Source organism: Mongoliitalea daihaiensis (assembly GCF_021596945.1).
In the GTDB taxonomy this organism is placed as follows: Bacteria; Bacteroidota; Bacteroidia; order Cytophagales; family Cyclobacteriaceae; genus Mongoliitalea; species Mongoliitalea daihaiensis.
This window is the reverse complement of sequence record NZ_CP063779.1, coordinates 1,940,314-1,965,674: the sequence shown is the minus strand read 5'-3', so window position 1 is coordinate 1,965,674 and position 25,361 is coordinate 1,940,314. Positions and strand designations below refer to the sequence as shown.

The 25,361-nt window shown below is 40.3% G+C and carries 20 protein-coding genes; 3 read left to right on the top strand and 17 right to left on the bottom strand.

All coding sequences use genetic code 11. The annotated features are described in order from the left end of the window. Positions 1 to 4 precede the first annotated feature (4 nt). The 10 genes from IPZ59_RS08330 to IPZ59_RS08285 form a co-directional block, all read right to left on the bottom strand. The gene (locus IPZ59_RS08330; protein WP_236139407.1) at positions 5 to 829 is read right to left on the bottom strand and encodes a class II fructose-bisphosphate aldolase; all 825 of its coding nucleotides are present in this window, start codon (positions 827 to 829) and stop codon (positions 5 to 7) included. Further along, complete coding sequence (locus tag IPZ59_RS08325) at positions 826 to 1,779, bottom strand: carbohydrate kinase family protein (RefSeq protein ID WP_236139406.1); 954 nt, start codon at positions 1,777 to 1,779, stop codon at positions 826 to 828. The genes IPZ59_RS08330 and IPZ59_RS08325 overlap by 4 nt, the downstream gene beginning before the upstream one ends. Then, positions 1,769 to 2,677 (bottom strand): 1-phosphofructokinase family hexose kinase, encoded by a 909-nt coding sequence (locus IPZ59_RS08320; RefSeq protein WP_236139405.1) that lies wholly within the window; start codon positions 2,675 to 2,677, stop codon positions 1,769 to 1,771. The genes IPZ59_RS08325 and IPZ59_RS08320 overlap by 11 nt, the downstream gene beginning before the upstream one ends. A gap of 1 nt (position 2,678) precedes the next feature. Beyond that, a complete protein-coding gene (locus tag IPZ59_RS08315; RefSeq protein WP_236139404.1) occupies positions 2,679 to 3,857 on the bottom strand; it encodes an SIS domain-containing protein in 1,179 nt (392 codons plus the stop codon). Between the two features lie 4 nt (positions 3,858 to 3,861). After that, positions 3,862 to 5,640 (bottom strand): sodium:solute symporter family protein, encoded by a 1,779-nt coding sequence (locus IPZ59_RS08310; protein ID WP_236139403.1) that lies wholly within the window; start codon positions 5,638 to 5,640, stop codon positions 3,862 to 3,864. A gap of 317 nt (positions 5,641 to 5,957) precedes the next feature. Continuing rightward, on the bottom strand, positions 5,958 to 8,108 hold the full coding sequence (locus tag IPZ59_RS08305) for a c-type cytochrome domain-containing protein (RefSeq protein WP_236139402.1): 2,151 nt from the start codon (positions 8,106 to 8,108) through the stop codon (positions 5,958 to 5,960). Between the two features lies 1 nt (position 8,109). Beyond that, a complete protein-coding gene (locus tag IPZ59_RS08300) occupies positions 8,110 to 9,561 on the bottom strand; it encodes a DUF1501 domain-containing protein (RefSeq protein ID WP_236139401.1) in 1,452 nt (483 codons plus the stop codon). A gap of 5 nt (positions 9,562 to 9,566) precedes the next feature. Beyond that, the gene (locus tag IPZ59_RS08295; protein ID WP_236139400.1) at positions 9,567 to 11,873 is read right to left on the bottom strand and encodes a PSD1 and planctomycete cytochrome C domain-containing protein; all 2,307 of its coding nucleotides are present in this window, start codon (positions 11,871 to 11,873) and stop codon (positions 9,567 to 9,569) included. Positions 11,874 to 12,226: 353 nt separating this feature from the next. Continuing rightward, on the bottom strand, positions 12,227 to 13,582 hold the full coding sequence (locus IPZ59_RS08290) for a hypothetical protein (protein WP_236139399.1): 1,356 nt from the start codon (positions 13,580 to 13,582) through the stop codon (positions 12,227 to 12,229). Continuing rightward, the gene (locus IPZ59_RS08285) at positions 13,566 to 14,150 is read right to left on the bottom strand and encodes an RNA polymerase sigma factor (RefSeq protein WP_236139398.1); all 585 of its coding nucleotides are present in this window, start codon (positions 14,148 to 14,150) and stop codon (positions 13,566 to 13,568) included. Before IPZ59_RS08285 ends, IPZ59_RS08290 begins: the two co-directional genes overlap by 17 nt. Positions 14,151 to 14,315: 165 nt before the next feature. Here IPZ59_RS08285 and IPZ59_RS08280 point away from each other — a divergent pair, with 165 nt between their 5' ends. The 3 genes from IPZ59_RS08280 to IPZ59_RS08270 all read left to right on the top strand — a co-directional run bounded on the left by IPZ59_RS08280 (position 14,316) and on the right by IPZ59_RS08270 (position 16,117). Next, positions 14,316 to 14,948: a hypothetical protein gene (locus IPZ59_RS08280; protein WP_236139397.1), complete on the top strand. Its 633-nt coding sequence runs from the start codon at positions 14,316 to 14,318 to the stop codon at positions 14,946 to 14,948. Between the two features lie 87 nt (positions 14,949 to 15,035). Beyond that, entirely contained in the window at positions 15,036 to 15,458 is a 423-nt protein-coding gene (locus IPZ59_RS08275) for a hypothetical protein (protein ID WP_236139396.1), read from the top strand. Between the two features lie 38 nt (positions 15,459 to 15,496). Further along, positions 15,497 to 16,117, top strand: coding sequence for a hypothetical protein (locus tag IPZ59_RS08270; protein WP_236139395.1), 621 nt, complete (start codon positions 15,497 to 15,499; stop codon positions 16,115 to 16,117). A 135-nt stretch (positions 16,118 to 16,252) separates the two neighbouring features. Here IPZ59_RS08270 and IPZ59_RS08265 read toward each other — a convergent pair whose 3' ends face one another. From IPZ59_RS08265 to IPZ59_RS08235, 7 genes are all read right to left on the bottom strand, one after another. Beyond that, positions 16,253 to 17,026 carry a leucine-rich repeat domain-containing protein gene (locus tag IPZ59_RS08265; protein WP_236139394.1) on the bottom strand — a complete coding sequence of 258 codons (774 nt, stop codon included), beginning with the start codon at positions 17,024 to 17,026 and terminating at the stop codon, positions 16,253 to 16,255. A gap of 11 nt (positions 17,027 to 17,037) precedes the next feature. Next, positions 17,038 to 17,997: a hypothetical protein gene (locus IPZ59_RS08260; RefSeq protein ID WP_236139393.1), complete on the bottom strand. Its 960-nt coding sequence runs from the start codon at positions 17,995 to 17,997 to the stop codon at positions 17,038 to 17,040. 53 nt (positions 17,998 to 18,050) lie between these two features. Further along, positions 18,051 to 19,454: a hypothetical protein gene (locus tag IPZ59_RS08255; RefSeq protein ID WP_236139392.1), complete on the bottom strand. Its 1,404-nt coding sequence runs from the start codon at positions 19,452 to 19,454 to the stop codon at positions 18,051 to 18,053. A gap of 21 nt (positions 19,455 to 19,475) precedes the next feature. Further along, the gene (locus tag IPZ59_RS08250) at positions 19,476 to 22,274 is read right to left on the bottom strand and encodes a TonB-dependent receptor (protein WP_236139391.1); all 2,799 of its coding nucleotides are present in this window, start codon (positions 22,272 to 22,274) and stop codon (positions 19,476 to 19,478) included. Between the two features lie 260 nt (positions 22,275 to 22,534). Continuing rightward, positions 22,535 to 23,299, bottom strand: a complete 765-nt coding sequence (locus IPZ59_RS08245; RefSeq protein WP_236139390.1) for an inorganic diphosphatase — start codon at positions 23,297 to 23,299, stop codon at positions 22,535 to 22,537. Further along, positions 23,287 to 24,114: a purine-nucleoside phosphorylase gene (locus IPZ59_RS08240; protein WP_236139389.1), complete on the bottom strand. Its 828-nt coding sequence runs from the start codon at positions 24,112 to 24,114 to the stop codon at positions 23,287 to 23,289. Before IPZ59_RS08240 ends, IPZ59_RS08245 begins: the two co-directional genes overlap by 13 nt. A gap of 382 nt (positions 24,115 to 24,496) precedes the next feature. Next, positions 24,497 to 25,333: a purine-nucleoside phosphorylase gene (locus IPZ59_RS08235; RefSeq protein ID WP_236139388.1), complete on the bottom strand. Its 837-nt coding sequence runs from the start codon at positions 25,331 to 25,333 to the stop codon at positions 24,497 to 24,499. Positions 25,334 to 25,361 lie beyond the last annotated feature (28 nt).

The following is a 25,361-nucleotide window of genomic DNA, read 5'->3' as shown; positions in this document are numbered from 1 at the left end:
GGTACTAATTGTTTACAATGGTGAGTTTTTGTTTTACTAGTTCGACTACCGCATTGGTTGCCTTTGGAAATACTTTCCTTAAATCAATTTCATCATTTTGGGCTAATATATTCTGAAGAGTCTTCATGAAAATGTTTTTTATTTCAGTAGCAAGATTGATTTTACATATGCCATGATTAATAGCAGCAATCAGCTGATCGTCCGGCACACCCGAACTCCCATGCAACACCAAGGTTGCGCGCTCCTGTACTTCTTGGGCGATCGCTTGAAGCAAGTCAATCTGCAATTTTGGTTTTTCTTTATAAAAGCCATGGGCAGTACCTATTGATATCGCCAAGGCATCAACCCCTGTTTCTTCTACAAATCTTTTGGCTTCGGCTGGTTGAGTAAAGCCATCATGCAGATGCGATTGACCTAATTTAGCTACATATCCTAGCTCAGCTTCCACATGAGCTCCGTAGGAGACAGCCCTTTTGACAACCTCCTGAGTCAACTTCACATTTTCCTCAAAAGGAAGCTCTGAACCATCGATCATCACAGAATCAAACCCAGCGTCTAGACAACGCTGAACAAGCTCTACCGATCCGCCATGATCCAAATGTATCCATCCTTCAACATGAAACTGCTTTAAACCTTCTCTTCCCAATGCCACAGCAGCTTCCAAACCCATATAATCAATGGAGCTTTGGGTAAGCTGAAGAATAAGTGGACTACTTGTAGCTTGCGCCGCTTTTAAAACCCCATGAAGCGTTTCTAAATTATAGTAGTTCGTGGCTAAAAGCCCAACCTTTTGAGCGGTCAACTCTTTTAATTTATCTTTTATTTTCATAGCTGAGCTGTATGGATATTGAATACTTTTTTGGCCGTTGAAGCAAACATTTCAAAACTCCCAAAAGCAGAAGTTCCACCGGATGCAGTCGTGTTCACTGCTCCCGTCAAATTCGCAAATTCAAGGCATGAATCGATGGGCTCTCCGCTTAGGAAATGATGGATAAAGCCAGCATTAAAGCTATCTCCAGCTCCAATCGCATCTACAAAAGATGTATGATGCATTGCAGGCAACTCAATCACCAAGTCACCTTGGCGCAAGAGACAACCTCTTTCGCCCATTTTGACTACAAGTATTTTAGCATGAGGCGCTACTTTTTCTATAGCTAAAGAAAGCTCGCTTTCTTTAGTGATCCCTTTGATTTCAGATTCATTAGGAAGAAAAATGTCTACAAAAGGTAAACAAGCTTGATAATCAAAATCAAATGTCCCATCAGGATCAGTCTGAAGATCCAATGAGGTACTCAATCCCAAAGATTTTATCTTTTGAAAAAATGCGGCTATATCCTTTTTCAGCTTGGGTTGTAAGAATAGGTTTGAGAAATGTACGTGATCAAACTCCTGAACTCTTTCCCATGGGATATCATCAAAACCAAAATGCTCCATCGCTCCACAATAGGTGATATTTGCTCTATCTTGGTCATAATTCATGACCATAGTCACTCCTGTCTTTTCTTGTGGATCTTGAATGATATGAGAAACGTCAACTCCCCTTTGAGATAACGTATCGAGCACAACTTTACCAAACGTATCAGTACCTACTTTACCACAAAAGGACGTCTCTATCCCCAAAGTGGAAATATTAGAGGCAAAAATAGCAGAACTACTCCCCAACGTTAAGTCTAGATTTTTGGCTACAATTTCTTTCCCAACAGCAGGGAAGCCATCGATATGATTGAAGATCATATCAACGTTCAACTCACCCACAACTAATATTTTTTTACGCTTCATATGCTAAAGCCTTAATGGTTACTTGAGCAATTAAACTTTCAACATCCTGTCTATACAGCATCCCGAGATCAGCTCTCAGGCAATTGGCAGCACCACAAGCCACTCCATACCGCACAATTTCTTCTAGTGACCGACTTTCTGTAAAAGCGAGTGCTAATCCAGCAGTTAGACAGTCTCCACTTCCAACAGAACTGATGATCTGCGCTAGCTTTACATTTCCATGTAACATCTGATCCTGATGTTTAAGAAATAGACCTTCCCTACCTTTGGTAATGGCTAAAATTCCAACCTTTGACAATTTATCTGCGAGCTCTTGAGAAGCTACCGCATATTCAGATTCATTCAGGTGTAGGATGGTCAGATCTCTGTTCAAGGCATTTTCCAGCTGCACGCCTGTACAATCTAGAATTACCGGCTTGTTGTATTGATTGCAAATCTTGACCAGCGTTTCAGTAGCATCAGTGGGGGACTTAACAGGCCAAGAACCAGAAATAACTACTGTCTCGGCACCTTTTACTTGCTCCTCAAATTGCGAGATAAATAAATTAAAATCAGCTGCCCCCATCATTGGACCCGGCTCAAGAAATTCGGTATGATCTATTTTATCATCCATGGACTGTATAGTATAGCACTTTCTAGTATTCCCTTCAAGCTCCACTCCGCTCACCTCAAGCCCAATTTGTTTGCACTGCTCTTTGATCCAGGATCCATTAGCGCCAGCCCAAAAACCCGTCAACACTACCTTCGCTCCAAGTTCACGTAGAGCAAATGCCACATGAACACCCTTGCCTCCTGGAAACTCCTTCACCTCAGAAAAACGATTCGGATTTCCAAGCGTCAATGTTTCCAGCACCGCGAACGTATCTACAGAAGGATTGGGACAAACGACCAATATCATGTTAATCTTCTTTTTGATAGATAATAACTCCCTGCACCACTCTAGAAATAGCTCCACTGACAGAAGGGTTGTCAGGCTTTAATCCAAGATTTAAACACTTGTAAAAACCCAATAACTGTCCTATCAAGGTTGCAGATAAAACTCTAAAATGACCTGATTTACAACTTTCGGACCTAGGCGAAATATCCAACCTCGACCTGTAATCATCTGAAAACCAAGCACCGTAAGTCACGATATTGATCTTCCTTGGATCTAGCGCAATACTGACGGCTAAATCCTTTTCATATTGATATACATGAGGATCATTCGAAAACAGAAAAATAACAAGGGATTTCTCATTGATTACAGCTCTAGGACCATGTCTAAACCCTAGAAATGAGTCGTGCTTACATACTACGCTTCCATCAGTCAGCTCCTGAAGCTTAAGGTGACACTCCCTTGCTATACCGAGCATGGGGCCCGAACCCAAGAATACTACCCTTTCAAAATCGGTTTTGGACAATTCAATAAAATCACCAAGACAAGAAGCAAAAATAGCGTCTGCATGTTCAGAAACAGCCATCACTTGCTCCCCTACTTCCTTTAAGTTATCCAATTGAGAAATGATCAAGATAGAAAGAAGCATAGAAGTAAAGCTTCCTGTCATAGCTAGACTCTTATCATTAGACTCTTCGGGCAACACTAAACAGTAACTGTTATCCCCATGATTGACCACGTAGTCTGCAAGTTCTCCATCTTTGTTGCAGGTAATGATTAAATGATAAATTTCATCCACATAATTATCAGCCAAGAACACTGTTTCAACACTCTCTGGGCTATTTCCGGATCGTGCAAATGAAACCAATAAAGTGGGGATCTTCCGCTGAAAAACTAACTCAGGATGTGTAACAATATCAGTAGTTGGGATGGCTTGTGTAAGCTTTCCTGTTTTTAATTGAACCACGCCTTGCGCAGACTCACCAATAAAGGCAGAAGACCCCGCTCCAGTTAGAATAATTCTTAAATCTTTTTTGGCTAAAAGTGGGTTTAAAAATGATTCAATACGCTGGCTTTGAGAAGCAATTAAAGCCAATACTTTTAGCCACAACTGAGGTTGTTGCATGATTTCTTTGGCTGTATTTTCAGCTCCTGCATTGACAGCAGTTTGTTTTTTTAAGCTTAAATAGGTTGATGACATCATGATTTTATTGGTTTTTTTCAATCAGTTTATACACAAATACAAAGGCAACAAATGAAACTAAAAAGGCAACTAGACTAGATGAGTAACTCATAAATATAAAGTTCCCTATACCAATCAATAACCCATATACTGCGATCACGCCAAGGGCAAATGATAAAATAGCTCTTTGAAACCCAAATAAATCTTCATTTACTTGAGGAAGATCGTTAGGTGCCAGTTGTTTCCTTATGCTGTCCCATCCCCTTCCAGGAACTCTTGTAATATGCAAGAATTTAACTAAAACCTTTGTATCTGTTGGATTGGACAGATAAGCGACAGTCACCCATGATAATGTAGTAATTGCCACCCCTATTACCAGCTCAATATGAGTTTCTAGTGGATGAAAGAAGAATTTATGCACAAAGGCAAAATACAAGGCTATAAGGAAAGATACGATCATGGCAGTCAACTCACTAGCTGCATTGATTCTCCACCAATACCATCTCAAAATATACAACAATCCAGTACCAGCTCCAATCTGCAATAAAATTGAAAAGCTTTGCAAAGCATTCTCCAACTTTAAGGCCATAAATCCACCAAGAACCATGATCAGCACCGTAGAAAGCCTCCCAACACTAACCAGTTCTTTTTGGGTGCTTTGCGAATTCATAAACCTCTTGTAAAAATCATTGACAATATAAGAGGCTCCCCAATTTAAATGGGTAGACAACGTTGACATATACGCAGCCACCAAGGATGTAACTACTAAGCCCATCAAACCTACGGGCAGAAAAGAAAGCATGGCAGGATAGGCAATATCATCGTTGATGATACTCGGAGAGGTATCAGGAAAAGCAACTTGAATGTCCGACAATGTCGGGAATACAATAATGGAAGCTAAAGCGACAATAATCCATGGCCAAGGCCGAATGGCGTAATGAACAATATTGAAAAGCAATACAGAAGAAAATGCATGCTTCTCATTTTTGGCTGCTAACATCCGCTGCACAATATATCCACCACCACCAGGTTCAGCTCCAGGGTACCATACGGACCACCATTGAATAAATAAAGGAATAAAGAAGACAATAACAGCCATTTCCATGTTTCCAAAATCAGGGAGTACTGACAATCTAGACTGTACCTCTGCATGGCTTAATAAATTTTCCATTCCTCCTACTGCAGGATGATTCACAGCAACATAAGCTGCAAGCACAGCGCCGACAAGGGAAATCCCAAACTGTAGAAAATCCGTCAACACTACCCCGCGAAGCCCCCCTAATGAACTGTAAATTACCGTGACTATGCCGGCAATAAGCATGGTCTGAAGAGGACTTATCCCCAATAATATCCCACCTATTTTGATAGCTGCAAGGGACACACTCGCAATGATTACTACATTAAAAAACAGTCCTAAATAAATCGCTCTAAACCCTCTTAAAAATGCCGCTAATCGACCACTGTATCGTAACTCGTAAAACTCAATATCTGTTAATACTCCTGATCTTTTCCAAAGTTTTGCAAAAAAGAAGACTGTCAACATTCCAGTCAATAGAAAACTCCACCAAACCCAATTACCCGACACGCCATTTTTCCTCACAATATCTGTAACCAAATTTGGCGTGTCTGTAGAAAAAGTAGTGGCCACCATAGAAATACCCAGTAACCACCATGACATATTTCCTCCAGCATTGAAATACTCCTCTTGATTTCTTGAGGCTCTTTTAGAAGCAAAAATCCCTATTGCTAGTGAAATTAACAGGAATAATCCCAAGATCAATAAGTCTATTTTTTGTAGGAGCATGCGGACAGTTAAATCACTTTTTTCAAAATACTGAATTGTTACGGAATTGAAAGCTTTAAGACCGTAACCTAAGAGATTCAAGGAATTAAAAACTTTCGTTTTCGAAACTTATTCGAAATATAAAATATTATTTTTCATAAATGAAAGTTTTTGCTAAAATTTTTATTTCATTTTCTTTCACCCTACAGTTAAATGAAAAATCAATCGCCTATGATTTAAAAAAGAATTTATTTTTTATGGGACAGTAAGTAGGCCTTCACCTCTCCGCACCCAAATGAATACATCTACCTCTGTTTCTTATTGATAATCATCTCTTATCAATTCACCAACACCTCATCCAAAAATACCCAGCCCTTCTGCCCTGCTCCTGGATGCCAATGGGGAAGTCGGTTAATTGGCCTGATAATAGCCTTGAGTTGACTGATAGGATCTGAGGGCAAGGAATATTCCAACAAATGCAGCTTCCTATCATGTATCTGTTTGGGCTGCACTGGCTTATCTGCATGTAGTAAGACCCAATCGCCTTGGCGGGTTTTACTCCAAATCTCGACCAAGGCAGGCGGGAAAATATACGATGCTTCAGCTGTCAGGACACTTAAAGACAGGGATGTCAAGGACTTGCTTGGCCCAAAATCCAAAATCACCTCGCAGGCATCATCCTGAAAACCAATCCATTTACCCGAAGAAAAATCCTCGTCCCCTTTTTCCAAATCAAAAAGTGTTTCCACGCCATCTCCTTTGTAGGATGGATGAGGTGCGTGACTCAGACGATAGGATGAGGGCTGTACGCCTGCTTTGAAAAAAACAGCATTGCTTTCTTCACTTCCCAACCAACCTTCGGCAAACGCCCGAACACGAAGGTTGGCGTTTTTTTCCAACAAGATAGGCTTTTCATACAACAGATAATTGATGCTGTCTGGACGTGTATTGTCCAAGGTATAAAATAAACCCACACCCGCAATGGGATGCTTCAAACGTATCTCTAGCGTATCATGAAAAATACCGGAATTGGCCTGAATGATGGGAGCGTTCAACTGATACAAGGTCCCATCATCTTGATATCCTAGCTCGATAGTCGTTTGAGTTAATTGGGCAGCTAGCATTTCCATTTGTTTTACATCCAATCCCGTATTCCAAAGAAACAAATTGCTGAGTTGCGTCAATTGTGCTAAATTTTCCAAAACATCGCTTCCTAAGGAATTACCAGCCAAAGAAAGTATTCGTAAAGATTTTAAATCTGCCAATACATGCAAAAACTTTCCTTGAAGCCCTGCCCCATTCAAATGGAGTTTCTCCAAATTATCGAATTGATTGATTTTTTTTAAATCATCTTCAGCCAAAGGCATGTTGGAAAGATTCAATTCTACCACTTGATTTTTAATGGCAGTTAGCTCTTCTAATTGCTCAGACTTAAAATTAGATTTTCCAAAAAAACTGACACGAAGTGCTGGAGACCCCGGATAAATAGGCTGAATTACCCGAAAATCATTGTTCAATTGGGCAATAGTAGTAGCAGCTATAAAAGGAAAGGAATAGGCTACTTTTTCCTGTGCAAACATCCGTTGCTTCGCTAATTGAAAAAAGCTATTATCCGGATCAAAACTGATCATTGGTTTCTCCATAGGTGCCAATTCATCAATCCATGCTCGAATCAAATCTATCTCCTCTACAGTCAATTGTATTTTGCCCTTCGGCGGCATATGTTCCTCATGATCCAATGGTAAGAGGATTCGCTGCAAGAGACTCGATAACCTAGGATTTATTGTATCAATCACAGGACCATGCTTTCCTCCTGCCAAGATGTATGATGCACCATCCAAACGTAACTCACCTTTTTGTTTGGATGCCTTATGACATGACACGCATTTTTGCTCCAAAATTGGAAGAATTACATGATCAAAAGCTATAGCTTCCTCTAAGGCTACCATTTCTACACCTTGCGTTTTGACAAAAGGTGCCCATAAAAAATCTTCCCCATGCGTCAATGTTGCCCCTAAATGTCCAGCAATCAATGTCAGTACTACCACGCTTACCGAAGTCATACGAGCAGTTGCCTGTTTGCCATTTTTCCACATCAAATACCAGATACTGGCCATCCAAAACAACCCCATACTTACCCATTGATGGGCAAAAAAATCATCTGGATTATACCCATCCTCTGCTGCCAATAATAAACCTGCAAAAACGGTAGCCCCTGTCAAACAAAGACTTAGTAAAAATAAATTGTTTGCTAAGCTAGGGTTGTGTCTGGAAAAGGTGCTTGAACTCCAAAGCAATACTACCAACAAAAGCAATAGAACGATTGGAAAATGCAGCATCAAAGGATGTGCTCTTCCAAAAACCATTAGCAGTGTAGGCACTTCCAAATATCTATGTCCAATAGCAAGAGCAATACAAAGCCCATGCAACACGATTACAACATGCTGAAGGATGGAGCTAAGCGGAGCGTTTGCATTTTTAGACTGCATATTATACTAACAAATCTTTTACAACATGCCCATGTACATCGGTCAGGCGATATCTTCTCCCCAAGTGCTTATACGTCAGACGCTCATGATCCACCCCCATCAAATGCAAGATAGTCGCATGAAAATCATGCACATGCACTGGATTTTCTACGATATTGTACCCAAACTCATCTGTTTCTCCGTAAACAATCCCTGGCTTTACCCCTCCACCGGCCATCCAAATGGAAAAAGCTTTAGGGTGATGATCTCTGCCATAATTATCTACTTGAAATTTACCTTGGCAATAATTCGTCCGCCCAAACTCTCCTCCCCAAATAACCAATGTTTCATCCAGCAATCCTCGTTGCTTCAAATCTTGAATCAATGCGGCAGAAGCTTGATCCACATCTTTTGCCTGCTTGGCCATTTCGGTTGGAAGATTATCGTGTTGATCCCATCCTTGATGGTATAGTTGTACGAAGCGAACACCACTTTCGGATAATTTACGTGCCAAAAGACAATTAGCTGCATAGGTTCCAGGAACCAAGCAATCTGGCCCGTACATTTTGATGATGCTATCAGGTTCTTTGGATATATCTGTCACCTCCGGCACGGCTGTTTGCATACGGAATGCCATTTCATACTGCTGAATCTTGGCTGAAATTTCTGGATCCCCAAAGGTTTGATAATTAATTTGGTTTAGTTGGGCAATTTTATCCAACATACGCCTGCGATCCTCCCTACGCATACCTTTGGGGTCGTTGAGGTACAAGACCGGGTCTTCACTCGCGGAAAATTGTACACCTTGATGGACTGAATCCAAAAACCCATTGGTCCAAAGCTTGGAATAGACTCCTTGTCCATTCCCCTTACCCTTACTCAAAAGCACACAAAATGCTGGTAAATTATGATTTTCACTACCCAAGCCATAGCTAAGCCAAGAACCCATACTTGGCCTATTCCCAACTTGAGCCCCAGTCTGGAAAAAAGTCAATGCAGGATCGTGGTTGATGGCTTCTGTATACATAGATCTGACGATGCAAATATCATCCACTACCTTGGCAGTATATGGAAAAAGTTCAGAGATCCATGCCCTAGCCTCTCCATACTGTTGAAATCCATAGTAAGAACCAACCAAAGGGAAAGAGCTCTGACCTGATGTCATGCCAGTCAACCGTTGCCCCATCCGGATGGAGTCAGGCAGCTCCATTCCAACCTGCTTATTGAGCAACGGCTTATAATCGAACGACTCCAGTTGGGATGGAGCACCATTTTGGAAGAGATAAATTACCCTTTTGGCTTTAGGGGCAAAATGTGGTAAGGCGTCCATGATGGCATCTTCTACTGCTCCTTTTCGAAAGAGATCGGGAATTAGCAAACTCCCCAATGCCAAACTCCCTATCCCTAAACTGACTTTGCTTAGAAATTTACGCCGATTATGCCCAAGGCTATGCTCCAATTGTTCCTTTTCCATGTTGCTTAAGTCTTGGTTATCGCTTCTTCTAAATTGTAAATAGCCGTAATCACCTGACTCAAAGCAATTAATGAAGGCTTGATATTTTGGGTATCGATCGGCTTTTCTCCTTGATAGATAAGAGAAATACCAGTCTCTAGATCTTGAGTAAATCTATCCATCTCTTCTTGATAATAGGCAAAAAGAATCTGCAATTCCTGCTTACCTGGGTTACGTCCAAGGATGCGGGAAAACGCCTGTTCAATCAGCTGTTTTGGTTCTTGATTCCTTTGAATGAGTTCGGATGCCAAATAACGGGAAGCCTCCAACACCAATGGATCGTTGAGCATAACCAAAGCCTGAAGTGGTGTATTGGTTCTGCTGCGACTTACCTCGCATACATCCCGATTACTCCCGTCAAAAATAATGGGCATAGGTGGCGGAACAGTCAATTTAATAAAGGTGTATAAACCTCTTCGGTAAAGCTGATTGCCAGTGGCTTGCTTGTAGGTCCGCAACTCTCCCCTTCCCGAACTTGCTGCTTCCCACAAGCCCTCGGGCTGATAGGGCTTGACACTAGGCCCGCCAATTTCGGGATACAGCAATCCAGAACTCGACAAAACCATATCCCGAATGCTTTCTGCTGATAATCGAAGACGTGGGGCCCGAGCCAAGTAGGTATTGTCTGGATCCTGTTGATACTTTTTGACATCAATGACCGAAGATTGCTGATAGGTGGCTGACATCAGCAACTGCTTGAGCAGACGCTTGATGTCCCACCCATTTTCTACAAAATCCACTGCAAGCCAATCCAAGAGTTCGGGATGTGAAGGCAAGGCTCCTTGCATACCAAAATCTCCTGTAGATGCAACTATACCCTTCCCGAAAATCTCCTGCCAGATTAAATTCACAAAAACACGAGCTGTAAGTGGATTTCGAGCATCAGTGGTCCACTGAGCAAGACCAAGTCTATTGGGAGGGTAAGCTATATCAAAAGGAAAAACAGCTTCCGGAGTATTGGGTCGCACTTCTTTTGTGGGAGCATCATACAATCCTCGATCTAGGATAAACGTTGGTCTGACTTCCTTCAATTCTTCCATAACCGAAACCATAATCCTAGCGGTATCTTGATAATTGATGAAATTCAATATCCCCTCAGTATCCTCTCGCTCTATCCACATGATCGGGGTTTTGGCAGGTTTGGATTGTACTATATCACCCTCATATCCTTTCTCAGGGGTATTATTGAAAAAGGCAAAAAGCTCAAAGTAATTTTTCTGGGAAATCGGATCGTATTTGTGATCGTGGCATTGGGCACATTCTACGGTCAAACCTAAGATTCCTTTGGTATAGGTATTGGTCTTGTCCAAAATGTATTCTACACGGTATTCTTCATCAATCACCCCTCCTTCTTCAGTGTATTTATGATTTCTATTATATGCTGTGGCTAAAATTTGCTCTTTGGTAGCATTAGCTAATAAATCACCGGCCAGCTGCCAAGTGATAAATTGATCATAAGGCATATTTTTGTTGAAAGCATGAATAACCCAATCCCTGTAAGGCCACTGTGTTCGGATATTATCATCCTGATAGCCATACGAATCCGCATAACGGGAGATGTCCATCCATAGCACTGCCATTTTCTCTCCATAAGCTGGAAGAGCCAATAAATAATCTATCATCTGCTCGTAAGCCATAGCAGATTTATTGCTCAAAAACTTTTGCTGCAATTCCATAGTTGGTGGCAGGCCTATGAGGTCCAAAGAAAGTCTGCGCAAAAGGCTCAGTTGATCAGCTTTTGGATTAGGAGAAAGCTTTTGACGCTCCATACCCGACAATATGAAATAGTCGATTTCATTTACAGGCCATTGTTTGTTTTTTACTTGAGGAAGCACTTTCTTTTGGGGTACCTCAAAAGCCCAATGTGGTTCATAAACTGCTCCTTGTTCGATCCACCGTTTGATAAGATCTATCTCTTCTACGCTCAATTTCAGGTTAGACTCTGGGGGAGGCATGATTTCGTTTGGGTCTGTTGAAGTCATCCGCTGAAAAATAACGGAAGCCTTCGGGTCATGCGGGATGACTCCAAACTGATCGGGGTATTCTTTGAGTGCGGCGTAAGCGTACTCCGCTATATCCAATCGCAATCCTGCTTCCCGCTTATTGGCATCAGGACCATGGCATGCAAAACAATTGTCCGATAAGATTGGACGGATATGGTGATTGTAACTGATTTGATCCTTCGAATCCAACTCAAGTGTAAACCTTGCTGTTTTCTCACAGGAAAAAAACACAAAGACAACAAGCAACCAATGTATCGGACGAAGATTCATAATCTATCTCATGAAATTTACCGAACGTAATTTCACAAATTTTACATAAAGCAACAATACTTTTTAAAAAAATTATCAAAACAAAATACCTAGCATGCTTTTGCATGTACAGGATATGGTCCATTTCCTCCAATTTTTTTGTCTCCAAAATAGTCGCCCCCCTTTGTTGAAGGTTTTTCACGAATGGAGTGGAAGAATAAAATGAGACTTCCCCAAGCAAAGGACTTTTAATCGTCTCTTTTTCAACCTTTTCTTGTTAATAGACATCTTTGTTAAGTCCCTTCAAAGCTCTTGGAAAAAAGTAAGACACTTTTTTTCAGATGAGTTAGATTAAAGATGAAAGCATAGTTTTGTCACCTGCCCAAAAAGTAATTCATCCCAACCCCTACTTCTAGACCGTGAACACGATTCTGTAGGATTCCTGTACCTGTGGTTGGAAACCAATAATGGGTCCGCAAATACATCCCCATCCGCTGTGACAATAGATAATTGGTCCCTAAACCAATTTTCACATGACTGAGCATAAACTGGTTTTTCTGAAGCGTTTCAAACTGATCTTCCAACTCCACCCGTCCATCAAATTCATATTGAAAATCCTGTCTTCGGAGCAAATTTGCTACGATACCTGCACTACTTTCAAAACTGAAACCGCTGAAATACATACTTCTCCAGCGAAGTTCCAGTGGAAACAACCATTGCCGATTGGTCACATAGATTTCATCAACAACTGTCATATCAGCTGGTCTACCTGGCAACTGATCTAAAACAGTCGGAGAAAACCTAGCAATATCATCATCGTCAATTTCACCTCTCATGGAATTGCGCATAACACCAGTGTAGATCCCCCAACCGTTATCCCATTCCAACCCTACCTGAAATCCCTGAAGACTAGCCGCATAATAGTCGATATTTCTACTAACTGGCAGCATCAAAGACAGCCCTGCCTCCAGATTTACAAAAGGCTTGTGCTTGGATTGATCATAATTGTTCTTGAGATTACTGGTATCTCCTACAACCAATTCCTTTTCAAGTTTCATGACAAAACCTTCTTCTGGAGCTATGGATGGGGCCATCAGCACATTCGATCCTAAACCTCCCGAAGCAGGCATGCGTTCGTTAGCGACAGTATCAATAGTGGTAGTGGGGACTGAACTGATTGCCTCTGAACCGCCTCTATTCATAGTCTCTCTCTTAGATCCGCCTACAGTAGAGGTTGGGGGATTTTGAGCATTTGTAGTATTCTTGGCTAAGCGTAGATTACCCTCTTCCAAGCTAGGAGAATTACCAATACCTGTTGCTTGTCCAGCCTGCTGAATGCCTACTGTGTCCACTGGACCAAGAGAAGAAACATTCGTAATTGGCCTCTGCATACGGTTTTCTTGTGCTACAACGATAGTTTTGTACACATACAAGGTATCAATGATATAGACCGTATCCCGAACCACAAGCGTATCTTGCTGTGCTAGTATACCTAAGGGTGCTCCATCAAGTATCGCCTGATTTCCTTGTTCCCTTAAAGGAAATAACAGCCAAGCCCCAAAAAACAATAAGGTACTATAGATATAAGGTACATACCAACGCTTCCAAAAAGGAACCGACGAGGCATTAAGTAGTGGCGCAAATGATGTCCACGCGTCTTCAGTATAGGGAGTATGGACTTCCTCAAGCTTTTGCTTGAATTTTTTCTCAAAGTTATTTTCTCTGTCCATGGTAATTCTGATTTGTAATGGTTGACCCTGCCAAGGCTTGTTGCAGTTTGGCCCTAGCCTTGGCATAATTTGATTTCGATGTTCCTTCAGAAATCCCTAATTCCTCAGCAATTTCCTTATGGGTATATTCCTCCACAGCATACAGGGAAAATACAACCCTGTAGGCAGGCGGAAGCTGTTGCACTAGCACCAATAGTTCTTCCGCACTCATTCCATCAATCACTGTGGCTTTATCTTTATCTGAAAAATCATCCTGCTCATCGATATCTTGAAAACGTTGTTCGTATGCTTTGACCTTTCGGAAATGATCAATGGCTGTATTGACCATAATTCTCCGTACCCATCCCCCGAAGCTAAAATCTGAATTATAGGTATGCAGCTGTTGAAAAACTTTGAGCATCCCTTCATTCACTAAGGATCTGGCCTCTTCAAGGTTAGCAGCATACCTTCTGGTTACATTCATTGCCAATGAATAACATTGGGAAAAAAGCTGCTGTTGGGCCTTTCGATTATTGGAAAGGCACTGTCGTATGACTTCTTGGAGTTCTGGGGAGTTTGGAAGATTCATTATGACAGTATGACGAAGTAAGTCCTCCAAGCGGTTGCCTCCTTGGAACTATTTTTTCTATTTTTTAGCACAACGATAAAAATTTTACTTTTTTCAATTTCGCAGGCAACCCTTTTAAATGCTGGCTTCGTAATCCCTCCAAAATAAACGAAAACTTTCACAACAATGAAAAAAATATTGCTTTCACTGATGATTGTATTAGCTGCAACCTTTGTAAGCTATGGACAAGAAGCTCAAGAAACCCTCTTTGGCGGGAACTTATCGCTCTCCAATGTAGGCATCATGGTAGAGCCAGGGATACAGGTAACGCAGCTTGCGGGAGAAACTGCGGGATTCTTCCAATTGAGAGGAGGAATTATTCTGAATGACAAATTTACCATTGGGGGATTTTATGGACAATTGTTAAATGATGTACGACCTGCATCTTTTGGAACCACCTTACCCGCACGCGCCCATTTGGACTCATGGACTGCCGGAGGATTTTTGGAATACACCGTATTTTCCAATAAACTGGTCCATTTTTCCTTCCCTTTGGCCTTAGGCATCAAGGAAGTAGAAATCGATAATGAAGGTAGAGACTTTGACTTTGATGAAACCAAAACCTTGTTTGTGGAACCAAGAGCGTTGGTAGAAATAAATCTTCACCGATTTGCAAGGTTAAATGCCGGTGTAGGATACAGAATTATGGGAAATACCCTTGAAAATGCTATTGGAGTGCCTGATGCAGGTAATGCCCTCACATTTCAGATAGGACTAAAAATGGGTGTTTTCTCCTTCAAGCAATTGAAAGGCAACTAACCACCACTCTGCAGTGACTGGTCCAAGCACCTACAGCACTTGCCATGCCCCTACTCAATGAATGACTCAACATAAACCAACTTCACAATGAAAAGAATAGCAGTAATTTACCTTATGAGCATCCTCTTTGCAGCATGCTCACTTTCAGAAGACTCCAACCCTGTCGCTGAGTCGGAAATTAATAGCAGCATTGAACTTAGAGACCTCTTGATCAGCGCTGGGAATGTTAGAATAATCCGTTTTATTGAAGATGGAAGAGATAAGACAGCATTGTTTTCAACCTACAGATTTTCTTTCAATACGGATGGAACTGTGGTGGCAAGCCTGAATGGCAACAGCATCCAAGGTACCTACCGAGTTTTTAGAGATGATGGTAGATTGGAATTGGAAATGGACTTCCCTGACAACTCCCCATTAGATGAGCTAAATGATGATTGGTATTTCATTTCCCGTACTGCCAACACCCTTACATTTGAAGACAGCGGGGACAGTATCGTATTTGAATGGTAAAATAAATCAACAGTTAACATAACATAAAAAAACCAATTATGAATAATCGCATTCTTGTTGCCACAGTAGCCGTAATTTTCAGCATGCTATTCCATCAGAACCCTTTGATGGCCCAGTCTAAGGAGGCACCGCAAACCTTATTCGAAAAAAACCCGTCCATCGCAAAAGAAGATATAGGATTTATACTCGTGCCCACGATAGGTTTTACGCAGATGGATGGAAGCAATGCTGCTATTTTCAACCTGAGAGGAGGGATTAGCTACCAAGAAAACTTTTCCTTTGGAGCCTATTTCAATACATCTATCAACCAAATACGTCCACAAAGTGAAACACTCACCAATGTCTACATGGACTACTGGACTGTAGGTGGGTTTGGGGAATATACCTGGAAGCCTAGTAAATTGGTACACCTGACATTTCCGCTATTTGTTGGCTTTGGGGAAGTACAAATGGACAATGAGGCAGGCGATGCAGGTCTAGGGGAAGCTAATTTTTTCCAGATTGAACCCACAGCACTCTTGGAATTAAACCTACATAAACATGTCCGATTCAATCTTGGAGCTGGCTACCGAATTGTAAGTAATATGGAATACAGAAATTTCAATCAGTCCGATATCTCTGGGTTGATTGGTCAGATCGGATTAAAGTTTATATTTTAAAAGCAATTGATTTTTGGGTACTTAAAATTTTATTAAAAATGTACTTGTGCCTCCTATTTCAAAAGGGAGGCACAAGTTTTTTAAATTCTTCGATCGAATTTTACCTAAATTAAGTCAAAAAATAAAAGGAGAAGATTAATCTTCTGCAGGTACTCCTTCAATATTCGAAATTTGGCTAAGAAATGGCCTAATTGGACTCCAGTCAGCAACTGAAAGTTGTTTTAAATCCAAGGTAGCGCCTCCGTTTTCTGCTGCTCCAGGAGTAGTATCCAACAGAGCACCTGCTGCCATCATTTCACCCAATACAGTCACATCCGTCACGCCTGTATTTCTCATATTTATTCTATACAAAGTGGTGAAATTTTTAATAGTATTCAGACCAGCATTTCCCATCGGCACTTCTCTTAAAATCATTTCTTTCAATCCTGTATTTTTTGAAAGTGGGCTGATATCAGTAATTCCTCTAGCAGTATTTGCATTGAAGTATGTCAAAGTAGTATATTCTGAAATCGGACTCAAATCTGTTACTGCTGTATTGTTCATACGCAGGTATTCAATTTTCTTAAGATCTTTAATTGGAGTTAAATCTGCTACTTTGGTACTCCCGAAATGGAGATATGTCAAGTTTTCGGCAAATTCTAATCCTCTCAAGTCCGAAATTTCACTTACAGTGCCAGTGAAATCTGCACTCCCATCGATGTTTAACTCAACTAAATTAAGCATGTCTTCCGCTGTAATGTCAGCTGAGGGACTCAATTCCAAGATGGATTTGATTTGATTAGCTAAATTGACATCCGGTACATTCACAATTTCCGGAAGAGCAGGCTGAGGATCTTCAGAACAGCTAGTGCCAAATACTCCCAAAGTCACACATGCGACTAATGATGTTACTCGAATAAATTGATTCATTTTTTTTAAAATTATGGTTGATAAATATATTTATAAAGGTTCGGTTGCTGAGTGCTATTCAATGCCTCACTAAGTGTGAAATAATTATCCTCCAAATCAAAGCATATAGCTTCTCCTTGTGGCTCCCCGATATATGGAGCCCGGATGGGAGTCCTTGACAACATTTCCACCATGGATTCCCCATGTTCTTTTTCCCAATAGAAAATGTCTTGCCTGTTTTTAATCATCACCTTCGTACCATCCTGATTGACAGTAGCTGCAGAGGATTCCCTAAAACCAAACTCACCAGCGAATATTGCCAGATTAATGGCTCCAATTTTTTGTGGATAGGGAATGACATATAATCTAGCGTACGCATCTCGCTTAGTCGTTAGGAAAATATCTAACGTCTGGGGATCAACAAACATCCCCTCTCCATCTCGACTACCATCTGGATATTGAAAATTCAAAGTCTCTACATCGACATTGCTTAAATTGAGGGTTTGTCCCAAATGTTCAGGACTGTATAAGGGTTCTTTAAATCTATAAATGGTATAGGAGTTTCTACGCTGTTGATTATCCCCAGTATCACTGAGATATAAATAACTTTCTCCTGGCTCAGGACCATCAGAAATCTCCATATCTTCCCAATCTATATTTACAGTCCCATCTACTCGATACCTCACTAATATTTCCCCTGTATGAGCATCCAATAAAAATAACATGTTCGTATTTCCTGAATCCTGATGTGTCCAAACTTTACCTGGATTTTTTCTACTATAAGAAAGTCCAGATGCTTCCATTAGATTGACCTTACCAATAACATCAGGTAATGATGCCCACTTGTCTGTGACAGGCATAGAAAATGTGTTGTATCTTACCTCAAATGGAACCCAAGTATCCCAAAAGTCTTCATCAATCTCTGCATCATTTGGTATACATGATTGAAAAAAAAGAATGAAAAAAACTAGACTAAATTGAAGCCATTTCATACTAAAAGGGAAAAGGAACAGGGATTAGATTACCCCTGCTCCATGATTACTAATTAATTTCTTCTTCCAAAAGCCCCAAAATATTCACGGGGAGTAGGAGGAGTGAAAGTTAAACCTCCATCAAGAGATGTGTAGGTACTATGTACAGGCGCAAAGTCCACAATACCACCTGTCAATGCAGGTGATCCTGCTTTCAAATGAAAATCAGCTCCATTAGGAATTGGAGAAATGTTTCTTGCTAAAGGATCTGTACTGATCGTTGAGTTACCACTAAATACAAAAGTACTTGGATCAAAATTTTCAAACATTGGATCATTTTCTTTTGCAGCTCCAGCAATATCAGTACTTGGAATTGGAGTTCTAGGATCATTCCCAATAAGACCTACAGAAGCTGTAGCTGTAGTAGGATAAAATTCATCAACAATAGTTTGAACAGCTCCATAATTCCAGTTGTATCCATAGTCAATAGACTCTACCCTAGGTTGTGATTCTCCTGCTACCAATCTTAAACCAAACCTATTGTTAACCAATAGGTTGTTATGAACAGCACCATAAGCGTCTGATTCATAATTTAATCCTGCACCTCTACCGGGTTCAGATCTTCTATACCCGGAATTTAGAATTGTATTGTTATAGAAATTGGTATGACATCTTCCTCTTTCCCCTGGTCCGGTATCAGCAGACTTCAGCCCGTTGGTTGCAAGATTGTAAAACAGGTTGAACGCAAAATCACCAGATGTAGCAGCTTTAATATTTACAGCGTCTCCTCCTGTACCTCCTGTAACTTCGAAGGTATTGTAAGTCATTAGAGTTTTACCACCATTAATCCTGATTGCATCGTCTGGGCAAAAAGCGATTCTAGAATTATTCAAGACAAAAATTCCATCCTGTCTCATCTGTGCTTGTCTGATATAATAGATTGCATAACTAGCATCACCAGCATTCAATTCGCCTCCGCCACCTGTCGCAGGCTGGGCCATTGCATTTTCTTCTCTAGCTGCTCCACCAGTGTATAAGATATCTGTATAAAGAATAACTAAATCTCCCGCAACATTAGTACCAATAACACCGCCCCAAAGCTGTCCAATTCCATTGTTTTTAGGAGAATCAATCAACTCTTGAGATGCCGTTAATGTCACTCTAGCACCTTCTTCTCCGAGAATGTACAATGAACCAAATACATCGATAAACCAAGCTTCTCCGTTAGTTCCTTCTTGAAATTCTAAAGTTACACCAGCAGGTATGGTAACCGAACGGTTTTCAGGAACTATCAAATCTCCCACAACCTTATAGGTTTCGCCTCTCTCAAAAGTAATCTGACTCATATCACCAGAAATACCTTCTAGCAACTCATCATCTGGATTTTCATCATTTGGATTAATGTCATCGTCCTCTTTACATGCAAGCAACGAAGCAAGCATCAATAGGGCTAGCAATAATGATTGAAGTGTTTTCATAGTAAACTTGTTTTGTGAATTTTATAAAGTATATCTTAAACCTAATCTTATGGACTGACCAAATAAATCTCTGCGAACAAATCCAATATTAAATGGATCGGTTTGAAAAGGATAGGGGTCTGTGGGAACAGCCAAAGGCTTTTTCACATACAATTGATAAGGTGTATTTAGAATATTATTAATCTTTAAAAACGCTACTACACCACTTTTAAACCCTTTGTCCAGTGAAAAGTCCAACTGAGTCATTGGCTTCATGTAGTGATCAGCCTCATAAAAAGGTGAAACAAATGCGATCCGTTCTCCTGTGTAGTTTCCTACCAGCTGAATATCCAGCATATTTTTCTGATCTTTATACAGTAAGCTTAAATTGGCAATATGATCAGATTGACCTTGAAGAGGTCTAGTCTGATTCACAATAGAATTACTTCTATCTTGGTTGACAACAACTTTGGTGGTAGTAATTTCTGAATTGGTATATGTATAATTGAATCGAATACCCAGTTTACTAAAATACTTTGTATAATCTGCTTCGATACCAATGTTGGTGGCGTCATCAAAGTTCTGAGGTAAAATTCGACTAGTATTTGGAAGTGCATCTGCTCCTTCTGGTTGTGGAAAACCAAATTCAATAGGATCTATAATCCGCTTGTAAAAGAAACCAAAGAGGATTTGATCTGCCCCCGAAGGGAAAAATTCATATCGTAAATCGGCACTGTGGCCAAAAGAAGGTCTTAAATTTTCATTACCTCGTTCACTGTAAAAAGAATCTCCTCCCCCCGCACTTCGAATCGTAGGTACAATTTCATAAAAACCAGGTCGGCTGATCCCTTTAAAATAGGTAGCCCTTAAATTTGTTTTATCGTTGACACTATGTTTGACACTAGCAGATGGAAACAAACTTAAATATTGTTGTTCTTTTTTTAATTCTGTGTCATTACCTGCTGCAGCTGTTGCATTAATTTCATAGCCTTGAAAAGTTTGCTCCGCACGTAATCCTCCTTGAAAATTTGTCCTATTTAAAGTTATACTCGCATTGATATATCCCGCGTAGATGTTTTCATAGGCATCATACACCAAATTACTGCGGTCACCACTTCCTAGAGGATTGGCCATAGCTCTAAAATTAACCTCTCCAAAGTCATCCCAATCTACTCCTCGGAACTGACCAAAAATTTGGGCATAATTATAAAAATTGAAGAAATTATCTCTCACTTTATTTCTCCCTACACCTCCAAAGAGGATTTCTGTTTTTTCATTAATAAAATAGGGGGTAAACTTGAAATCCATATAAAGGGAAATATCTGTATCTCTATTTCTTTCCCAAGCTCTTGAATTACGCGTCCCCTGAAAGTAAACTGACTCGTTCGTTATTCTATTTTCAGAAGCTAAAAATTGACCTGCTCTCGAAAACACACCATCATCTGGACGGTCATTTAAGGCAGTAGAAAAAATAGCCATCCAATTTGCTTTTAATTGACTTGTCAACTTGTGTTCACCCCTGAGATCTGCTGTAGAAATAGATTGCAAAATATTGCTGAAACGTGTAATCGGGTATACCGCATAGTCTGTGGAAGCAACAAAAGATTCTCTTCTTACCTGATCCCTCACCCTAAATTCGTTGAGAATATAGTGGCCTAGATAAAGGCTGATAGTATTGGAATTATTAATCGCATAATCAAATTTACCATGCACTGCAGCTCGCTGCAATTGGGAACTTGTTTCACGCTCAATCAACTCACGCATTAGCAAAGGGTTGCCTTCAAGAAAGCTCACCCCTGGATCATAAAAATAATTGGATACTGGTCTATATGAATTTTGATAACTACCCCCCAGCATTACCCCAAGTTTATTGTTGAAGTACCTGTTTCCGAAGGTTAAATTGGCAAAAATGTCTGGTAAAGGGGTAATCCCTTCGTTAATCATGTTTTCTACAGGAAAATCGTCAGGAGTCGCTCTATATGTATCACCAAATCTTTCCTTTGGAGAGCGTTTACTCAAATTTGAGCGATCATATGTTTGGAATTTTCTATCAAGGTTCAATTGGTTATAGCCCAATTGAAAATCCCCCTCTAACATCAAACGATTAGGAGCGCTTTTCATGATCATGTTTACCGTACCCCCGATAGCATCTGCTTCCATATTGGCGGTAAGAGATTTAAAAACCTCTAATCTTTCCAGTAATACTGCTGGAAAAATATCTAAAGGAACAAATCGGTTTTCGTTATCTGGAGAAGGAATTTTAATTCCATTGACAAGCGTATTATTGTAACGCTTATCCATGCCCCTTACTATTGCATATTGTGGATCACCACTTGCATTTCGTTCTATCGAAAGTCCGGAAACCCGTTGGATTACATTAGCCACTGTAATGTCTGGTGACAACTGAATTTGCCTAGCAGAAATTATGTTGAGTACACTGGCTGAATTTCTTTCCAATTGCCTTGCTTGAACATCCGTACCTTGGACGCCGGCAGTAATTACAAATTCTGATAATAAAGAATCATCTGAAGCGAGTGCAAAGTCTTTAGATAAAGAGGAGTTTTCAGACTGAAGCTCAAAAGTATCTGATAAAAGAGCATACCCTATATATGTAATTTCTATCAAATACTTGCCAGAAGGGATGGCATTGAAACTGAAGGTTCCGTCTAATCCTGATACCGCACGAAACACCTTTTTGCTAGATTCATGCACAATACTGACGTTCGCACCAATGAGTAATTCTTGGCTTGAGGTATCCCTGATTTTTCCGTTAATTTTTGCAGCAAACAAATCAGAAGATATCATCACCATAACAAGCAGGAAGTAATAGTAAATCTTCATGCCGCAAAGGTGATAACCACAAGTGAATAGACTATTTTCTTAAAATTACCTTTATGTTACAATGAAGTAATCTATATTATTTAAAAATTATCTTCAAACCCACTTCGTTCAGAAGGAAATCAATTGAAAAGTCCTAATGGCGCGTGAGCCTTCTCAATGAGATATTTTTGCTTAACAATTAGGAAACAGTTCATCGGCAACTATTCCTTTGTGATTTTCGTAAAAATCGTTTTTTAATTCCCCGATTAGGAAAAATTTCTTTACTCTTTTGATCTTAAATAATCCCGATTAGCCTGTTGAATGATTACTCGGGCCACTGACTCATCTTGGATTCCTTGGATTTCTATTTTACCCTCTCCCTTGTAATTTGACAACCAAATCTGTAAAATTTCTAGTACTCCTGGATATAGGTCTTTCAATTGATTGAGTGTATGAATGTGATTCCAGTCGGATGTTTGTGGTACTGCTATTAGCTTATCATCTATCTCACCTTGATCCATCAACTGAATTACCCCAACAATTCTTGAAGGAACAATTTCAGCTCGAGGAATATATTCTCCCAAAACAAACACATCTACAGGATCACCATCTCCTCCTTTAAAGGGATCTAAATAGGTCTGTGGAATAAAACCATAATTGGCAGGATATGCTAAGTAGTCCACTACTCTACGGCTAGCATCTGCTAGTTTCTCCCACTCGAGCTGACCTGTCGCTTTATTAACTTCCCATTTTTGATTAGTACCTGCCGGAATTTCAATTACTACGTTTATAGAAGAGTCCAAACCATAGGTTGGAATATCTTGGAGATAGTTTTGAACGCTTTGATGATTATCCTTGGTATCTGTACTACCGGAACACGACCAAACACTTATCATGAACGAGGTAAGAACAACAACTATTCTAAAAATCAAGTGGTAGAAAGACATGCTTACAGGTGAATTATGAATTAGAGTTTGCAAAGATATCCATGCAACTACATCACTCCAAGAAACAAAAAACACATGAATAAAAATTAAACTAGGCAAGCAATCAATTTCTGCAGTTTCCTACCAGCTTGTTGAGCCACTTCCACCACCGAATCATGAGAAAACGACTGATTATTCTTCGGAATGCATTCATTAGTAATCACAGAAAATCCAAGAACTTTCATCCCCATTTGTTGGGCTGCAATTACCTCGGGAACAGTACTCATCCCTACAGCATCTCCCCCGAGTGTTCGATAATAATTGATTTCCGCCTTGGTCTCCAAACTAGGGCCTGTAACACCTACATATGTACCCTCTCGCAGTGAAATCCCCAATCCAAGTGCTTCACTTTTTGCTTGCGCAATCCATGCTTGGCTATATGGTTCACTCATATCAGGAAAACGAATCCCAAAATCCATAGCATCTTTTCCACGCAAGGCATTGGAAGGAAACTTATCAATATGATCCGTAATTAACATGAGATCACCTACCGAAAAATCCGGATTTAACCCCCCAGCAGCATTTGAGACTATCAAGCCTTTCAGCCCCAAAAGACTCAATACCCGTAATGGAAACACCGTTTCTTCCAATTCATACCCTTCATAATAATGAAAGCGACCACTCATCACCCAAACAAACTTTCCTTTGATTTTCCCCAACATAAGTTGTCCGGAGTGTCCTTCAACCGTTGATATTGGAAAAAACGGAATGCTTTGATAGGAAATCACTTGAGCCTCTTCCAATTCATTTACAAATCCCCCTAAGCCAGAACCCAATATAACTAATACATCGGCCTCTCCCTTGGTAACAGATTGAATATATCCAGCCGCCTGCTGGGCTTGCTCGAGGTAGGTTAGCTTAGATGTGTAGTGCATGGTTAGTAGTTGAATAGTGAACAGTGCGTAGTGAGCAGTGAATAGTTATTAGTTGATTAGTTATTAAACGATTAGTTATTTAGTGGTTAGTGGATGTGTGCGATTGATGGTTAGCTTTAGAAAGTAGTTGACAGTGAGCAGTTGAAAGTGAACATAGTGGTCGTTGAAATACGAAATTCTTTTTTATTTTCTGAATCCCTTCTTGATACTTGGTACATCTCAGTGATTAGTTGATTGAGTTATTGGTGGCTGAGCGAAGTCAAAGCCAGTGATTAAAGGTCCACCGTCCATCTGATACACGAATCGAGTCTTATGTCTAGCGTCTTTTATCTTATGTCTCCTACACAAACCCCTACTTGGTACTTAGTGCAATCTTACCTCCCTACAACTCCCTTACCAATTCCCTAATGACGGTCGACATCTTAGGTTCAGCAATTGCAGCGGCCGCTAATACTTCTGCGATAGAAACTTTCTTAATATTGCCAGGGGAACATAAATCTGTAATTGCCGAAATGGCAAAAATCTCCATATTCATGTGCAGGCCAACTATCACCTCTGGAATAGTACTCATCCCAACAGCATCAGCACCGATGGTTCGTAAATAGCGATATTCAGCCTTTGTCTCTAAATTTGGTCCCTGTACTGCTGCATATACCCCTTCATTTACATCAATATTTTGATCGGCAGCTATGGTTTTAGCCAAGGCAATCAAACGCTGCGTATAAGGTTCACTCATGTCAGGAAAACGGACACCAAAAACATCCAAGTTTTTTCCTCTCAATGGATTCTCAGGAAATAAATCAATATGATCATTCAATATCATCAAATCACCAACCTTATAATCTGGATGCAAGCCACCGGCAGCATTTGATACAATTAAGGTTTCGATGCCCACCTTTTTCATGACCCGCACCGGGAAAGTTACCTCTCTCATAGAATACCCTTCATAATAATGAAACCTCCCTTGCATAGCCATGACTTTTTTCCCAGATAAACGCCCGATGACCAACCTTCCCTTGTGACTTTCCACAGTAGAGACAGGAAAAAAAGGAATTTCCTCATAAGGAATCTCATGCTCGACCTCTATGTTTTGAATGAGTTGGCCCAATCCTGTACCTAAAATAATTCCTATTTCAATAGGTTCGGAATGAACTCCTTGAATGTGGTTAACCGCGTGATTAATTTGATCTATATAGTCTATTTGGGCTTCTGCTCTCATACAAATTCATTTTTTTTCGAAATTAAGA

Coding starts and splice junctions, on each gene's coding strand:
- IPZ59_RS08320 (WP_236139405.1), bottom strand. CDS start 2,677: ATGATATTGGTCGTTTGTCCCAATCCTTCTGTAGATACGTTCGCGGTG.
- IPZ59_RS08285 (WP_236139398.1), bottom strand. CDS start 14,150: ATGAATCTTCCAAACTCCCCAGAACTCCAAGAAGTCATACGACAGTGC.
- IPZ59_RS08295 (WP_236139400.1), bottom strand. CDS start 11,873: ATGAATCTTCGTCCGATACATTGGTTGCTTGTTGTCTTTGTGTTTTTT.
- IPZ59_RS08240 (WP_236139389.1), bottom strand. CDS start 24,114: ATGCACTACACATCTAAGCTAACCTACCTCGAGCAAGCCCAGCAGGCG.
- IPZ59_RS08300 (WP_236139401.1), bottom strand. CDS start 9,561: ATGGAAAAGGAACAATTGGAGCATAGCCTTGGGCATAATCGGCGTAAA.
- IPZ59_RS08290 (WP_236139399.1), bottom strand. CDS start 13,582: ATGGACAGAGAAAATAACTTTGAGAAAAAATTCAAGCAAAAGCTTGAG.
- IPZ59_RS08235 (WP_236139388.1), bottom strand. CDS start 25,333: ATGAGAGCAGAAGCCCAAATAGACTATATAGATCAAATTAATCACGCG.
- IPZ59_RS08275 (WP_236139396.1), top strand. CDS start 15,036: ATGAAAAGAATAGCAGTAATTTACCTTATGAGCATCCTCTTTGCAGCA.
- IPZ59_RS08270 (WP_236139395.1), top strand. CDS start 15,497: ATGAATAATCGCATTCTTGTTGCCACAGTAGCCGTAATTTTCAGCATG.
- IPZ59_RS08280 (WP_236139397.1), top strand. CDS start 14,316: ATGAAAAAAATATTGCTTTCACTGATGATTGTATTAGCTGCAACCTTT.
- IPZ59_RS08255 (WP_236139392.1), bottom strand. CDS start 19,454: ATGAAAACACTTCAATCATTATTGCTAGCCCTATTGATGCTTGCTTCG.
- IPZ59_RS08325 (WP_236139406.1), bottom strand. CDS start 1,779: ATGAAGCGTAAAAAAATATTAGTTGTGGGTGAGTTGAACGTTGATATG.
- IPZ59_RS08315 (WP_236139404.1), bottom strand. CDS start 3,857: ATGATGTCATCAACCTATTTAAGCTTAAAAAAACAAACTGCTGTCAAT.
- IPZ59_RS08310 (WP_236139403.1), bottom strand. CDS start 5,640: ATGCTCCTACAAAAAATAGACTTATTGATCTTGGGATTATTCCTGTTA.
- IPZ59_RS08305 (WP_236139402.1), bottom strand. CDS start 8,108: ATGCAGTCTAAAAATGCAAACGCTCCGCTTAGCTCCATCCTTCAGCAT.
- IPZ59_RS08250 (WP_236139391.1), bottom strand. CDS start 22,274: ATGAAGATTTACTATTACTTCCTGCTTGTTATGGTGATGATATCTTCT.
- IPZ59_RS08330 (WP_236139407.1), bottom strand. CDS start 829: ATGAAAATAAAAGATAAATTAAAAGAGTTGACCGCTCAAAAGGTTGGG.
- IPZ59_RS08260 (WP_236139393.1), bottom strand. CDS start 17,997: ATGAAATGGCTTCAATTTAGTCTAGTTTTTTTCATTCTTTTTTTTCAA.
- IPZ59_RS08265 (WP_236139394.1), bottom strand. CDS start 17,026: ATGAATCAATTTATTCGAGTAACATCATTAGTCGCATGTGTGACTTTG.